Below are 14,674 nucleotides of genomic sequence, written 5' to 3' on the forward strand. Positions count from 1 at the left end.
CGCAAGCGGGCGCCTCGGCTGTTTATTTTCAGGTTGTTACCGGTCAGCCTTATCGGTGTAACGAGCCGAGGGTATTGAAAAGGAAAACCTATGCAAACCAGTTTGTTGAAGCCCAAGATTATCGCTGTGGAATCGCTTGGCGAGAACCACGCGAAAGTGGTCATGGAGCCGTTCGAACGCGGTTACGGCCACACCTTGGGTAACGCGCTTCGGCGCGTGCTGCTGTCGTCGATGGTGGGCTACGCGCCGACCGAAGTGACGATCGCAGGCGTCGTGCACGAATACTCGACGCTCGATGGTGTGCAGGAGGACGTGGTCAACCTGTTGCTGAACCTGAAGGGCGTGGTGTTCAAGCTGCACAACCGCGACGAAGTCACGGTCACGCTGCGCAAGGATGGCGAAGGCGTGGTGAAGGCAGGCGACATCGAGCTCGCGCACGACTGCGAAGTGATCAATCCTGATCACGTGATCGCGTATCTGTCGAAGGGCGGCAAGCTCGACGTGCAGATCAAGGTCGAGAAGGGCCGCGGCTACGTGCCGGGTAACGTGCGCCGCTACGGCGACGAGGCAGCGAAGATCATCGGCCGCATCGTGCTCGACGCGTCGTTCTCGCCGGTTAGCCGCGTGAGCTATGCCGTGGAAAGCGCTCGCGTCGAGCAGCGTACCGACCTCGACAAGCTCGTGATGAACATCGAGACGAACGGCGTGATCTCGCCGGAAGAGGCGATCCGCCAATCGGCGCGCATCCTCGTCGACCAGCTCTCGGTGTTCGCGGCGCTGGAAGGCACGGAAGCGGCTGCGGAAACGCCGTCGCGCGCGCCGCAGATCGATCCGATCCTGCTGCGTCCGGTGGACGATCTCGAACTGACGGTGCGTTCGGCGAACTGCCTGAAGGCCGAGAACATCTACTACATCGGCGATCTGATCCAGCGCACCGAGAACGAGCTGCTCAAGACCCCGAACCTGGGTCGCAAGTCGCTCAACGAGATCAAGGAAGTGCTTGCCTCGCGCGGTCTCACGCTCGGCATGAAGCTCGAGAACTGGCCGCCGGCCGGTCTCGACAAGTAAGACGGGATTCGTCCCGAAGTCGGCACGGACGCGGATTTTCCTCCGGAATTCCGCGTTCTGCCTTTTCATCATACCGGCCCGTGCCCGAGGCTTCGCGTCTCGAGAGCGATAGAAGAGCTGGACTAAAACTTTGATTCAAGGAAATTGAAATGCGTCACCGTCATGGTCTGCGGAAACTGAACCGCACGAGCAGCCACCGTCTGGCAATGCTCCGTAACATGTCCAACTCGCTGATCGAGCACGAAGTCATCAAGACGACGCTACCGAAGGCGAAGGAACTCCGCAAGGTCGTCGAGCCGTTGATCACGCTCGGCAAGAAGCCGTCGCTCGCGAATCGCCGTCTGGCATTCAACCGTCTGCGCGACCGCGATTCGGTCACGAAGCTGTTCGACGTGCTTGGTCCGCGTTTCGCGAACCGTCCGGGCGGCTATCTGCGCATCCTGAAGTTCGGCTTCCGGGTCGGCGACAACGCGCCGATGGCGCTCGTCGAACTGCTCGACCGTCCGGAAACGCCGGATACGGACAGCGTGCAGGAAGCGGAATAACGCGACCGCAACGAAAAAAAAGCCAGGCATTTCGCCTGGCTTTTTTATTTCCGCATCCAGGAAATGAGCGACGCCGCTCAGGCCGCCGCCCCCCGAAGCGGAGCGCGCGTAAATGGTACGATTATCCGCATATTTTCCGAGTTGCCGGAGCGGGCCGTGACTTTCCCTGTCATTTTGATGCTGACCACTGTGCCGGACGCCGATACCGCGGACAAGCTGGCGTCGGCGGCGCTCGCGGCGCGTGTGGCCGCCTGCGTCACGCAATTGGGTTCGGTTCATTCGCAATACCACTGGAAGGGCACGGTCGAGGCGGCCGACGAGATCCAGTTGCTCTTCAAGACGAGCGCGGCACGCGCGGCCGAGCTCGAACGCTTCATCGAAACGCACCACCCCTACGAAACGCCCGAGTTGCTGTCGTGGCAGGTTTCGGCGTCGGCTTCGTACGGGCAATGGGTGAATGCGGAAACGCAACGGCCTGTCCATGTTTAACGGTTCGAACCGGCGCATGTGCGCCGCGCTACGTTTGCTGCTCGCGTTGGTCTGCGCCGTGTTGCTGCTGGTGTTCGCTGGCAGCGGTGCGGCGTATGCCGACGACAACTTCCTGCCGCCCGACGCGGCATTCCACTTCAGCGCGACCGAGCGGCCGGGAGAAGTCGACGTCCATTACCAGATCGCCGACGGCTACTACATGTACCGCGAGCGCTTCGCCTTTGCCGGGCGCAACGGCAACGCGGTGCTGGGCACACCGGTCATCCCGCCGGGCCAGGTGAAATTCGATCCGACGTTCCAGAAGAACGAGGAAACCTATCGCGGCCAACTGACGATCCGCATCCCGGTCAAGCAGGCGGCGGGGCCGTTCGATCTTGCCGTGACGTCGCAGGGGTGCGCCGACGCCGGCATCTGTTATCCGCCGATGGAGCGCGTCTATCACGTGAGCGGCGCCGCGTTGCAGGCCGCGGCGGCTACGCCCGACGTCACGCCGGCACCGACGGCCGCGCCCGTCCTCGCGACGCCTCCGGTCGCGGCCGCGACGCCGCCGATGCCGTGGTACGAACGCGTGACGAGCGCCGACTATGCGCAGTCGCTGCTGCAGGGTAGCGGCTTCTTTGCCGTCATCGGCCTGTATTTCGTCGCGGGCATGCTGCTGAGCCTGCTGCCGTGCTCGTATCCGATGATTCCCATCCTGTCGGCCATCGTCATCGGCGAGGGCGCGCGGGTGACGCGCATGCGCGGCTTCGCGTTGTCGTTCGTCTACGTGCTCGGCATGGCGCTCGTCTACACCGTGCTCGGCATCGCGGCGGCTCTCGTCGGGCAGACGCTCGGCGCCTGGCTGCAGAACCCCTGGGTGCTCGGCGTTTTCGCTTTGCTGCTGACGGCGTTCGCCGTCACGCTGATCGCCGGCGTCGACATCGCGCTGCCCCGGCGCTGGCAGGACGCCGTGTCGCGCGCCTCGGGCGGGCGGGCCGGCGGCAAGTTCGTCGCCGTCGCGATCATGGGGGCGCTGTCCGCACTCGTGGTCGGCGCGTGCATGACGGCCCCGCTTTTCGCGGTGCTCGCGTTCGTCGCGCACACGGGCAATGCCGCGCTGGGCGGCGCGGCGCTCTTCGCCATGGGGCTCGGCCTCGGCGTGCCGTTGATCGTCATCGGCGTCGGGGCCGGCACGCTGCTGCCGCGCGCCGGCGCGTGGATGGACGGCGTCAAGGTGTTCTTCGGCGTCGTGCTGCTGGCGGCGGCCTTGTGGATCGTCTGGCCGGCGCTCGGCGCTGCGGCGCGGATGTTGCTCGCCGCGCTGTGGCTGCTGCTCGCCGCCGCCGCGCTCGGGCTGTTCACGCCGAACGCGGGCTCGCCGGGCGTCTGGCGGCGGCTCGGACGCGGCGTCGGTGCCGCCCTGGCGATCTGGGCCGCGACGCTGCTCGTCGGACTGTCGGCGGGGTCGTCCGATCCGCTGCAGCCGCTCGCCGTACTGGCCAGTCGGGGGGATGCCGCGTCCGTCGCGGCGACGGCGTCCACGCCGGCGGACGACCTGTCGTTCGAATCGGTCAGCTCTCCGGCACAGCTCGATTCGGCGCTCGGCACGGCGGGCAAGCCCGCCATGCTCGATTTTTACGCGGACTGGTGCGTGAGCTGCCGGGAGATGGAGAAGTTCACGTTCACCGACCCCCGCGTGCGTGCGCGTCTGCGCCAGCTCGATCTGCTGCGCGCCGACGTGACGGCCAACACGACCGGCGAGGCGGCGTTGCTGAAGCGCTTCGAACTGTTCGGGCCGCCCGGCATCATCTTCTTCGACGGTAACGGGCACGAAGTGCTGCGCGTAGTCGGCTACGAATCGGGCGATCGCTTTCTGGAGCGGTTGAACCGGCTGGACGCGCAGCCGGCGGCGTCACCACCGCAGTCCTGAGCGGTGTCGAAGCCTCCAAATGAAAAGGCGCACCGCGATTAACGCGGTGCGCCTTTTTCGTTAACGAATTCCGAACCGGACGTTACTTCTGCGCGCGCAGCAAACGCGCCGCGTCGAGCGCGAAATAGGTGAGGATGCCGTCCGCACCGGCGCGCTTGAACGCGAGCAGCGATTCCATCACCACCTTGTCGTGGTCGAGCCAGCCGTTGAGCGCGGCGGCCTTCAGCATCGCGTATTCGCCGCTCACCTGGTACACGTAGGTCGGAAAGCGGAACTCGTCCTTCACGCGCCGCAGGATGTCGAGGTACGGCATGCCGGGCTTCACCATCACCATGTCCGCGCCTTCGTCGATGTCGAGCTGCACTTCGCGCAGCGCCTCGTCGGTGTTGGCCGGGTCCATCTGGTAGGTCATCTTGTTGCCCTTGCCCAGATTCGATGCCGAGCCGACCGCGTCGCGAAACGGCCCGTAGAACGCGGACGCGTACTTGGCCGAGTAGGCCATGATGCGCGTATGGATGTGGCCTTCGTCCTCGAGCATCTCGCGGATCGCGCCGATGCGGCCGTCCATCATGTCCGACGGCGCGACGATGTCGACGCCGGCCTCGGCCTGGGCGCACGCCTGGCGAACGAGAATGTCGATCGTGGCTTCGTTGATGACGTAGCCGTCCTCGTCGAGCACGCCGTCCTGGCCGTGGCTCGTGTACGGATCGAGCGCGACGTCGGTGAGCACGCCCAGTTCGGGGAAGCGCTTCTTCAGCTCGCGCACCGCGCGCGGGATCAGGCCTTCGGAGTTGGTCGCCTCGATGCCGTCCGGCGTTTTCAGCGAGGGCTCGATGGCGGGGAACAGCGAGAGGACCGGCACGCCCAGTTCGACGCACTGCTCGGCCACGCCCATCAGCAGATCCACCGAGACGCGCTCGACGCCCGGCATCGACGGCACGGCCTGGCGCAGGTTCTGGCCTTCTACGACGAATACCGGGTAGATCAGGTCGTTGGTGGTGAGAATGTTTTCGCGCATCAGGCGGCGCGAGAAGTCGTCCCGGCGCATGCGGCGCGGACGATGGTGCGGATAGAGGCTCATGGCAGCGAACAGGGTAGGGAGAGCGGCGACGTTTCCGGAGGGCCGGAAAATTTTAGAGACAATGGTATATCATACCCACCGAGCGAGGCGCGCTGCGCCGGACTCCCCGCTTCTCCTCCCTGAGCGGGCGCCTGTCGTTTTTCGATAAGGCTGTTCAACCCGCCGGCAATCGCGGCGGGTTTTTTTATGTCCGGAAATAGGCGTGCCGCCCGTGGCGTCCCGCGCGTGGAGCGGCTCTGCCATGCGCTACGACGCGTCGCGTTCCCCCGCGGCGTCCGCCGCGACGGGCGACACCCAGCCTTCGATCAGCACATGCGCTTCGTCGAGCCCCGTTCGCTTGAGCGCCGAGAAGAGTTGTGCGCTCAATGCGCCGTCGTAGCCCTGCTGGCGGTACTCGTCGAATGCCTTTTGCGTCGCGCGCAGCGCCTGCGTGCCTTCCTGGCGTGTCAATTTGTCGCATTTCGTGAGCAGCGCGTGGATCGGCTTGCCGGTCGGCGCGAACCACTCGATCATCCGCCGGTCGAGTTCGGTCAGCGGGCGGCGCGCGTCCATCATCAGGATCAGCCCGCACAGTTGCGCGCGCGTTTGCAGATAGCTCGACAGCAGCGCTTCCCAGTGCGCTTTCGAGGCCTCGGGGACTTCGGCGTAGCCGTATCCCGGCAGATCGACGAGATGGGCGACGGGGCCGTCGACCGGGCCGACCGAGAAATAGTTGATGTGCTGCGTGCGGCCCGGCGTTTTCGAGGCGAACGCGAGGCGCTTCTGGTTGCACAGCACGTTGATCGCCGTGGACTTGCCCGCGTTCGAGCGGCCCGCGAACGCCACTTCCGGCTGGGCCGTGCCGGGCAGATCGCGCAGATGGTTGACCGTCGTGAAGAAGCGCGCTTGATGGAGCAGGAAGGCCATGGAGAAACCGGAATGTGGAGCGTGCGGCCGGGTTGCCCCGGAAGAAGCCGCAACGCCCGCGCCGCGGTTGGGGACTAGACCGGAAGACGGCGCGTGCGGTGCCGGAAAAGACGGGGAAGCCCCCGCCGTGAAAGACCTGGCCGACGGGGTCGCCGCCGGTTGCGTATAACGCGCCATTGTACAATACGGGGCCTCCGACAGAGGCTGGAAGGGCGCGGCACGCAGGCCTCCGGAGGCGGGCGCTGCCGTCTCTGCCTTGCCGAACCTCGTCGCGCAAGACGGAAGCAGGGTATGCGAATGAATCGACTGTGCAAACGCCTGGCGGTGCTTCGGGCGGCGGTAGCGGCGGCAAGTTTCGTCGCCGGTCTTTCGGCGGCATGGGCGCAGGTCGCGCGGGTGCCGCAAGCGCCGGGCGCGAATCCGGGCGCGCCGGACCTCGAGCGGGGGAAGGTCGTTGCCACGCAGGTCTGCGCGCTGTGTCACGGGGCGGACGGCAACAGTCCCGTCAGCGTCTATCCGAAGCTCGCCGGCCAGCATGCCGACTATCTCGTCAAGCAGCTCAAGGACTTCCGGCCGCAACCGGGCGGCAAGCCGCCGGCGCGCAACAGTGCGATCATGGCGGGGTTTGCCTCGGCGCTATCCGGGCAGGACATGGTCGACGTCGCCGCCTGGTTCGCATCGCAGCCGCTCAAGTCCGGCGATGCCGCCGGCGCGGCGGCGACGACCTCCGGCCAGACGATCTGGCGCTTCGGTGTCGCCGGGCGCGGCGTGCCGGCTTGCGCGGCCTGTCACGGACCGACGGGGCAGGGCATTCCGGTCCAATATCCGCGGCTTGCAGGGCAATGGGCCGACTATGTGGTCGCGCAACTGAAGGACTTCCAGCAGGGCACGCGCGACAATAGCGAGCCGATGCGCGACATCGCGCAACGGCTCTCGGACGACGAGATCAAGGCCGTCGCCGGCTACGTCGCCGGCCTGCATTGATTCCGCCGCGGCCGTCCCGATCGGCGGGATGGCCGGCACATAACGACAAACCAACGACAAACGACGAAAGGGTGAGGGCGTCGCCGGCCGCGGCGATCCTGCACCCTTTTTTGCTGTCTGGCTGGAGCGTGAATGAGCGTCACCACTTCGGGTTTGCAGTCGAACGTCCGCCGGCGCGCGGCGAAGAACGCCGTCGAGCTGCTCAGCTCGATGCGTTTCGCCATCGCGCTGCTCGTCGTCCTCGCCATCGCGAGCATCATCGGCACGGTGCTCACGCAGGGCGATCCCTATCCGAACTACGTCAATCAGTTCGGTCCGTTCTGGGCCGACATTTTCCGCTCGCTCGGGCTCTACACCGTGTACGGCTCGTGGTGGTTCATGCTGATCCTGGGCTTTCTGATGGTGTCGGTCTTGCTGTGCGTGATCCGCCACGCGCCGAAGATCGTGGCCGACGTCCGTAGCTGGAAGGACCGGGTGCGCGAGGGCAGCCTGCGCGCGTTCCATCATCGCGGCGAGTTCGTCGCGGCGGCCGCGCCGGCGCAGACCGCCGACGTGCTGGCGAAACTCGCCGCCCGGCTCGGCTACCGGTTCGTCGTGCGCGAGACGGACGGCGGCGTGCTGATCGCCGCCAAGCGCGGCGCGCTGGCGAGGCTCGGCTATATCTTCACGCACCTCGCCGTCGTCGTGATCTGCCTCGGCAGCCTCGTCGACAGCAATCTGCCCGTCAAGCTGCAGATGTGGCTTTTCGACAAGACGCCGATTACCGACAACGCGTCGATCAGCAGCATCGCGCCGCAGCACCGGCTGCCCGTCTCGAATCCGACGTTTCGCGGTTACGCGTGGGTGCCCGAGGGGCAGTCCGTGTCCACCGCGATTCTGAACGAGCCCGACGGCTCGCTGGTCCAGGACCTGCCGTTCTCGATCCAGCTAAAGCGATTCATCGTCGACTACTACTCGACCGGCATGCCGCGGCTCTTCGCGAGCGACATCGTCGTGATCGACCATCGGACCGGCGCGCGGATTCCGGCTCGCGTCGAGGTCAACAAGCCGTTCGAGTACGACGGCGTGTCGATCTACCAGTCGAGCTTCCAGGACGGCGGCTCGCAGATGCGCATGACGCTCTGGCCGATGACGGGCGCGCGCGCGACGGGCTCCCCGTTCGGCGGCACGATCGGCAGCGCGGTGCCGCTCTCGCCGGGCGTGCCGGGCGCGGACGGGCAGAGCGTCGAGTTCGTCGATTTCCGTCCGATCAACGTCGAGGACCTGTCGAGCGACGACGGCGCGACCGGCGCCGCGCATCGGCCGCACGAGTCGTTCGAGGCTGCGCTCGACGCGCGGCTCGGCTCCGGCGCGAAAAGTGAACATCCGCTCGACCTGCGCAACGTCGGTCCGTCGGTGCAATACAAGGTGCGCGACAAGGACGGCCAGGCGCGCGAGTACAACAACTATATGCTGCCGATCGACGTCGACGGCGCGTCGATGTTCCTCGCCGGCGTGCGCGAGAATCCCGGCGATGCGTTCCGCTATCTGCGCATCCCGGCCGACAGCGCGGGCACGCCGGCCGACTGGATGCGGTTGCGCGCGGCGTTCGAGGATCCGGCGCTGCGTGCCGAGGCGGCCCATCGCTTCGCCATTCGTTCGGTTTCCGAAGCGAATCCCGATTTGCGGCTGCACCTGGAGGAAAGCGCGCTGCGGGTGATGACACTCTTCGCCGGGGCCGACTCGGGCGCCGCGGCCCGAACGCCGGGCGGACTGCCGGCCGGCGGTTTCCAGGCGATCGCCGCGTTCATCGACCAGTCCGTGCCGAAGGACCAGCAGGAGACGGCGGCGAACCTGCTGATGCGGATGCTCGAAGGCGCGACCTGGGATCTCTGGCAACTGGCGCGCGAACAGGCGGGCGAGCCGGACACGACGGCAAACGCACAGGCGGCCCGGTTCGTGCAGGATTCGATCAATGCCGTATCCGACAGTTTTCTGTATGGCGCGCCCGTCTATCTGCAGCTCGACGGCTTCAGGCAGGTGCAGGCTTCGGTCTTCCAGTTGACGCGGGCGCCGGGCCGCAAAGTCGTGTATCTTGGCAGCCTGTTGCTCGTGCTCGGCATACTCTCGATGTTCTACGTCCGCGAGCGTCGCCTGTGGTTCCGGGTGAAGGGCTCGGATAGCGGAACGAACGTGCTGATGGCCATGTCGACGGCGCGCCGGACGCTCGACTTCGAGAACGAGTTCGTCCGCACGCGCGAAGCCGTCGGCAAGGCGCTGGGCGCCGCGCCCGTCGATGCCGGCGCGCCGGACGCGGCCACCGTGCCGCGCGCGGGGAGCACCCAGGACACGGACCGGTGAGAACATGGATTTGACTCAGGCTTCCTCTCCCGCAAAGTCGATGCCGGCGAGCCCGACGACGGGCAGCCAATTCGGCGCGTTGCCCGACATGCTGCCCGCGGAGCGGCCTTTCCTGCTGCGTCCCGGCATCCTCGACTGGCTGTTCGCGCTTGCGCTCGCGGCGGGCGCCGGTTTCGCGCTTTCGCGCTACCGCGCCGACATGAGCTACTACGACGAGCTCGTGCTGATCGGCACCGTGCCCGCGCTCGCCGTGCTTGGCTGGCGCTGGAAGCCGGTGCGTCTGCTCGTCGCCGCCATCGCCGTGCTGTCGCTGTTCGCCATCCGGCTCTATCAGGGCGACCTCGCGCGCGCCGACAGCGAATTCTTCCTCAAGTACTTCCTCTCGAGCCAGTCGGCGATTCTGTGGATGAGCGCGTTTTTCGTGCTGGCCACGCTGTTCTACTGGATCGGCATGCTCGCGCGCTCGCCGTCGAACGGCGCGATCGGCTCGAAGCTCGCCTGGGCCGCCGTGCTGATGGGCTTCGTCGGCATGATGGCGCGCTGGTACGAGTCCTATCTGATCGGCCCCGACGTCGGCCACATTCCGATCTCGAACCTCTACGAAGTGTTCGTGCTGTTCAGTCTCGTGACCGCGCTCCTGTACCTCTACTACGAGCAGCATTACGGCACGCGCGCGCTCGGCGCGTTCGTGCTGCTCGTCATCAGCGCGGCGGTCGGCTTCCTGATGTGGTACTCGATTTCGCGCGACGCCCAGCAGATCCAGCCGCTCGTGCCCGCGCTGCAGAGCTGGTGGATGAAGCTCCACGTGCCGGCCAACTTCATCGGCTACGGCAGCTTCGCGCTTTCGGCGATGGTCGGCGTCGCGTATCTGGCGAAGGATCGCGGCGTGCTGGCGGACCGCCTGCCCGAGCGCGAGGTGCTCGACGACCTGATGTACAAGTCGATCGCGGTCGGCTTCGCGTTCTTCACGATCGCGACGATACTGGGCGCGCTCTGGGCCGCGCAGGCTTGGGGCGGCTACTGGAGCTGGGACCCGAAGGAAACCTGGGCGCTCATCGTCTGGCTCAACTACGCGGCCTGGCTGCACATGCGGCTCATGAAGGGGCTGCGCGGCACCATTGCCGCCTGGTGGGCGCTGACGGGGCTCCTCATCACGACCTTCGCGTTCCTCGGCGTCAACATGTTCCTGTCGGGGCTCCATAGCTACGGCAGGCTGTAGGCGCTCCGTCGGCTTTCCGTCGGAGAGGTGTCGGAAACGCGGGCCCGCGCCGTTTTTTTTCCTTTCGCCGGAAGTTTTGCGCACGCGCCGCGTTAACAGGAACAGGAGGGAATAGGGCTCGCATCCGGCGGGCCGGAAATCCGTCCGATCCGTCGCGTTGCGATTTGAACGGCGCGACGAGCCAGCAAGGAGCGGCGACATGTGGGTCAGGCGAAGCGACAGGGTCCGGCTGAACGGCGACGACATCCCGCGCAGCGAGATCACGCCGCGGCACTATTTCGAGCAGCGCCGGCGGGTGCTTCAGATGGCCGGCGCGGCGGCGCTGGGCGGCGTGGCCGGGGTGTTCGGCCCGAGCCGCGCGGCGTTTGCCGAATATGCGTCGCCGGACCCGCATGCGCAAAAGCTCGCCGCGCGGAACGATCCGAAGTTCACGGTGCCGGACAAGGTCACGCCGTACAAGGACGTGACTACCTACAACAATTTCTACGAGTTCGGCACCGACAAGGGCGACCCGGCCGAGAACGCGCACACGATGCGCACGCATCCGTGGCGCGTGAGCGTGGAGGGCGAGGTTCACAACCCGAAGGTCTACGACATCGACGACATCCTGCGCTTCGCGCCGCTCGAGGAGCGCGTGTACCGGCACCGTTGTGTCGAGGCCTGGTCGATGGTGATTCCGTGGATCGGCATGCCGCTCTCCGCGCTGATCCGCGAGGCGCAGCCGACCGGCAACGCGAAATATGTGCAGTTCATCACGCTCGCCGATCCCTCGCAGATGCCGTCGCTGTCCGACGGCGTGCTCGACTGGCCCTACTCGGAGGGATTGCGCATGGACGAGGCGATGAACCCGCTGACGCTCCTCACGGTGGGCCTCTACGGCCAGGTGCTGCCGAACCAGAACGGCGCGCCCGTGCGCGTCGTCATCCCGTGGAAATACGGTTTCAAGAGTGCGAAGTCGCTCGTCAGGATCCGCTTCGTCGAACAGCAGCCGCCGACGAGCTGGAACACGTACGCGCCGAACGAGTATGGTTTCTATTCGAACGTGAACCCGAACGTCGACCACCCGCGCTGGAGCCAGGCGACCGAGCGGCGCATCGGCGAGGACGGCTTCTTCGCGCCGAAGCGCAAGACGCTGATGTTCAACGGCTATGGCGATCTGGTGGCCCCGATGTATCGCGGCATGGATCTGCGCAAGTATTTTTGAGCGGGACCGCCTTCACCGTCTGTTTTTACGGAGCGATGCCATGCGACGAGCTTCTTCTTCTCCGGCGGGCCGGCCGGCTCCGGATGCCGCCGGCGCGGCTCGCGGCCGTGCCGTGCCAGCCGCGGGCAAGTGGCCGGCGTGGGTGAAGCCCGCCGTGTTCGTCGCGTCGCTGTATCCGCTCGCGCGCCTCGTGGTACTCGGGTTTCTTCCGGACGGACTCGGCGTCAATCCGGTCGAGTTCGTCACGCGCTCGACCGGCCTCTGGACGCTCGTGTTCGTCTGCATCACGCTCGCGATCACGCCGCTGCGACGGCTCACCGGACTGAACGCGCTCGTGCGCGTGCGGCGCATGCTGGGGCTCTACGCGTTCTTCTACGCGACGCTGCATTTCCTCAGCTACATCTGGTTCGACATGTGGTTCGATCTGGCCGACGTGCTCGAGGACATCGTCAAGCGCCCGTTCATCATGGTCGGCTTCGCCGCGTTCGTGCTGCTGGCGGTGCTCGCGGCCACGTCGCCTCAGGCGATGGTGCGACGGCTCGGGCGGCGCTGGCGGATACTGCATCGCGCGGTCTATGCGATCGGCGTGCTCGCGATCCTGCACTTCTGGTGGATGATGGCGAGCAAGCACAACCTCGCGCTGCCCAAGTTGTATGCCGCGATCATGGTGGTGCTGCTCGGCTGGCGCGTCGGCGCGTGGCTGCTCGGACGATCGGGGCGCGGCGGCAACGGCAGCAAGGGCGGCACGCCGGCCGGCGCATCGTCCCCGTGACGAATGCCGGTCAGTCCGGCAGTACCCGCTCGCCCGCGAAGAGCTGCGTGACGTCTTCGCGCTCGCGCACGAGATGGACGCGCGTTCCGTCCACCATGACCTCGGCGGCCCGTCCCCGCGTGTTGTAGTTCGAGCTCATCGCGAAACCGTAGGCACCCGCCGAGCGGATCGCGAGCAGATCGCCCGGCGCAACCGCGAGCTTGCGCGCGCGGCCCAGCCAGTCGCCGCTTTCGCAGACGGGCCCCACGACGTCGTAGACCTCGGGCGGCGTTTCGTGCGGATTGCGCGCGACGACGGGCTCGATGGCGTGATAAGCGTCGTACATCGCCGGGCGGGCCAGGTCGTTCATGGCCGCATCGACAATTGCGAAGTTCTTCTCCTCGCCCGGCTTCAGGAACTCGACGCGCGTGAGCAGAATGCCGGCATTGCCGACGAGCGAGCGGCCCGGCTCGAAGAACACTTCGCGATGGCCGTGGCCGCGCGCTTCGATCCGGTCGAGCACCGTGCGCACGAACTCGCCGATGTCGGGCGGCGTCTCGTCGTCGTAGCGGATGCCGAGGCCGCCGCCGACGTCGACGTGATGGATCGCGATGCCGTCCGCCTCGATCTGCTCGACGAGCTCGAGCACCTTGTCGATGGCGTCGAGATACGGCGCGACCTCGGTGATCTGCGAGCCAATGTGGCAGTCGATGCCCGTTACCGCGAGGTTCGGCATGGCCGCGGCGGCACGATAGGCGGCGCGCGCCTCGTCGAACGCGACGCCGAACTTGTTCGCCTTCAGGCCGGTCGAGATGTACGGATGCGTCTTCGCGTCGACGTCGGGATTCACGCGCAGCGAGACGGGCGCGCGCTTGCCCAGTGCGCCTGCCACGGCGTTGAGCCGGTCGAGCTCGGGAATCGACTCGACGTTGAAGCACTTCACGCCCGCTTCGAGCGCGACGCGCATTTCGTCGGCGCGCTTGCCGACGCCGGAGAACACGATGTTTTCCGCCTTGCCGCCCGCCGCCAGCACGCGCGCGAGCTCGCCGCCCGAGACGATGTCGAAGCCCGCACCGAGGCGCGCGAACAGGTTCAGCACGGCGAGGTTGCTGTTGGCCTTGACGGCCACGTGCACCGCCGCGCGGCGGCCGGCGCAGGCATCGGCGTAGGCGTGCCAGGCGGTCGTGAGCGCCGCGCGGGAGTACACGTAGAGCGGCGTGCCGAACTGTTCGGCGAGCGCGACGGCGGACACGCCTTCGGCGTGCAGCACGCCGTCGATGCGATGAAAGACGGATTGGGCGGACTGGGTCATGCGGATGGATTACTGGGGCGAAGCCGTTCCGGAAGCCGGCTGCGGCGCGGCGGGCATCGTCGTTGCGTGGGGCGTCGTGTCGAGCTCGTCGTCCGGCGACAGCGACAACGGCGTGCCGGTCGCATCGGGCAGCGGGTTCGCCGTCGCGCCGGAGGCATCCGACGCCGATGCGGCCGTCGAGGCCGTATCCGGCGCCGGCCTTACGTTGTCGCCGGGCGGCTGGGTCTGAAAATTGGGCTTGGGCGGCATCGGCGGCACGACGGGCATGTAGAGCGGACCGCTCTGGCCGCAGCCGGCGAGTGTGCTGCCGGCGAGAATCGCCAAAGCCGCTACAATCGCGCTCATCCCGAAGTCGACTCGCATGATTGTCCCTGAATGATTAACCGATGGAGTTTAGCATGACCGACAGTGACTACCTGAGCCGCGCCGAGGCCGTGCTGGAGGCCGTGGAGCGCGCCATCGACGAGACCGATGCGGACGTCGAACTGGAGCGCAGCGGCAACGTGCTGACGCTCGAATTCGAGAACGGTTCGAAGATCATCGTCAATCTGCAGCCGCCGATGCAGGAGATCTGGATCGCGGCGAAGGCCGGCGGCTTTCACTATCGCTATACGGACGGCGCCTGGCGCGACACGCGCGGCGGCACCGAATTCTTCGCGGCACTTTCCGATTACGCCACCGCGCAGGCGGGCGAGCCGGTCCGCTTCGCGCCGTAAGCGGCGGCGCGCTTTTCCTTGTCCCCGGGACCCCTGTTTTCTGCGCCGTCCCGGAACGATTTTCGCGAAGCTCCGAAGTCTTTCCTCCCTTTTTCTGCAAGCCGGTCTGCCCTGATTGAGCCTCGGGTAAGGCAGGCGCCGCGTTTTCCC

The 14,674-nt window shown here is 66.7% G+C and carries 14 protein-coding genes; 10 read left to right on the forward strand and 4 right to left on the reverse strand.

Going from position 1 to position 14,674, the window contains the following annotated elements; all coding sequences use genetic code 11:
- Window positions 1-90 precede the first annotated feature (90 nt).
- The 4 genes from CY652_RS15940 to dsbD all read left to right on the forward strand — a co-directional run bounded on the left by CY652_RS15940 (window position 91) and on the right by dsbD (window position 4,011).
- Window positions 91-1,068 (forward strand): DNA-directed RNA polymerase subunit alpha, encoded by a 978-nt coding sequence (locus CY652_RS15940; protein WP_102131684.1) that lies wholly within the window; start codon window positions 91-93, stop codon window positions 1,066-1,068.
- A 149-nt stretch (window positions 1,069-1,217) separates the two neighbouring features.
- Complete coding sequence (gene rplQ, locus CY652_RS15945) at window positions 1,218-1,613, forward strand: 50S ribosomal protein L17 (RefSeq protein ID WP_102131685.1); 396 nt, start codon at window positions 1,218-1,220, stop codon at window positions 1,611-1,613.
- Between the two features lie 177 nt (window positions 1,614-1,790).
- Window positions 1,791-2,102 (forward strand): divalent-cation tolerance protein CutA, encoded by a 312-nt coding sequence (cutA, locus tag CY652_RS15950; RefSeq protein ID WP_374703668.1) that lies wholly within the window; start codon window positions 1,791-1,793, stop codon window positions 2,100-2,102.
- Entirely contained in the window at window positions 2,095-4,011 is a 1,917-nt protein-coding gene (gene dsbD, locus CY652_RS15955) for a protein-disulfide reductase DsbD (RefSeq protein WP_102131795.1), read from the forward strand. The genes cutA and dsbD overlap by 8 nt, the downstream gene beginning before the upstream one ends.
- An 82-nt stretch (window positions 4,012-4,093) precedes the next feature.
- Here dsbD and hemB read toward each other — a convergent pair whose 3' ends face one another.
- Both hemB and yihA read right to left on the reverse strand, forming a co-directional pair.
- On the reverse strand, window positions 4,094-5,092 hold the full coding sequence (hemB, locus tag CY652_RS15960; protein WP_180970639.1) for a porphobilinogen synthase: 999 nt from the start codon (window positions 5,090-5,092) through the stop codon (window positions 4,094-4,096).
- 246 nt (window positions 5,093-5,338) lie between these two features.
- Window positions 5,339-5,998 (reverse strand): ribosome biogenesis GTP-binding protein YihA/YsxC, encoded by a 660-nt coding sequence (gene yihA / locus CY652_RS15965; protein WP_102131688.1) that lies wholly within the window; start codon window positions 5,996-5,998, stop codon window positions 5,339-5,341.
- A 297-nt stretch (window positions 5,999-6,295) separates the two neighbouring features.
- Here yihA and CY652_RS15970 point away from each other — a divergent pair, with 297 nt between their 5' ends.
- The 5 genes from CY652_RS15970 to CY652_RS15990 all read left to right on the forward strand — a co-directional run bounded on the left by CY652_RS15970 (window position 6,296) and on the right by CY652_RS15990 (window position 12,517).
- Entirely contained in the window at window positions 6,296-6,982 is a 687-nt protein-coding gene (locus tag CY652_RS15970; RefSeq protein WP_102131689.1) for a c-type cytochrome, read from the forward strand.
- Window positions 6,983-7,114: 132 nt separating this feature from the next.
- Window positions 7,115-9,322, forward strand: a complete 2,208-nt coding sequence (locus CY652_RS15975) for a cytochrome c biogenesis protein ResB (protein WP_102131690.1) — start codon at window positions 7,115-7,117, stop codon at window positions 9,320-9,322.
- A gap of 4 nt (window positions 9,323-9,326) precedes the next feature.
- Window positions 9,327-10,541 (forward strand): c-type cytochrome biogenesis protein CcsB, encoded by a 1,215-nt coding sequence (ccsB, locus tag CY652_RS15980; RefSeq protein WP_102131691.1) that lies wholly within the window; start codon window positions 9,327-9,329, stop codon window positions 10,539-10,541.
- A gap of 199 nt (window positions 10,542-10,740) precedes the next feature.
- On the forward strand, window positions 10,741-11,745 hold the full coding sequence (gene msrP, locus CY652_RS15985) for a protein-methionine-sulfoxide reductase catalytic subunit MsrP (RefSeq protein ID WP_102131692.1): 1,005 nt from the start codon (window positions 10,741-10,743) through the stop codon (window positions 11,743-11,745).
- Between the two features lie 40 nt (window positions 11,746-11,785).
- Window positions 11,786-12,517, forward strand: coding sequence for a protein-methionine-sulfoxide reductase heme-binding subunit MsrQ (locus CY652_RS15990; RefSeq protein WP_102131693.1), 732 nt, complete (start codon window positions 11,786-11,788; stop codon window positions 12,515-12,517).
- A 10-nt stretch (window positions 12,518-12,527) separates the two neighbouring features.
- Here the strand turns inward: CY652_RS15990 and lysA are convergent, their stop codons facing one another.
- Together lysA and lptM are read right to left on the reverse strand one after the other, a co-directional pair.
- The gene (gene lysA / locus CY652_RS15995; RefSeq protein ID WP_102131694.1) at window positions 12,528-13,808 is read right to left on the reverse strand and encodes a diaminopimelate decarboxylase; all 1,281 of its coding nucleotides are present in this window, start codon (window positions 13,806-13,808) and stop codon (window positions 12,528-12,530) included.
- A 9-nt stretch (window positions 13,809-13,817) separates the two neighbouring features.
- Window positions 13,818-14,171 carry an LPS translocon maturation chaperone LptM gene (lptM, locus tag CY652_RS16000; RefSeq protein ID WP_102131695.1) on the reverse strand — a complete coding sequence of 118 codons (354 nt, stop codon included), beginning with the start codon at window positions 14,169-14,171 and terminating at the stop codon, window positions 13,818-13,820.
- Window positions 14,172-14,206: 35 nt separating this feature from the next.
- Between lptM and cyaY the strand changes: the two genes are divergently transcribed.
- A complete protein-coding gene (gene cyaY, locus CY652_RS16005; RefSeq protein ID WP_102131796.1) occupies window positions 14,207-14,524 on the forward strand; it encodes an iron donor protein CyaY in 318 nt (105 codons plus the stop codon).
- Window positions 14,525-14,674 lie beyond the last annotated feature (150 nt).

Origin of the sequence: Burkholderia sp. WAC0059 (assembly GCF_002870125.1) — a bacterium.
Lineage (GTDB): Bacteria > Pseudomonadota > Gammaproteobacteria > Burkholderiales > Burkholderiaceae > Paraburkholderia.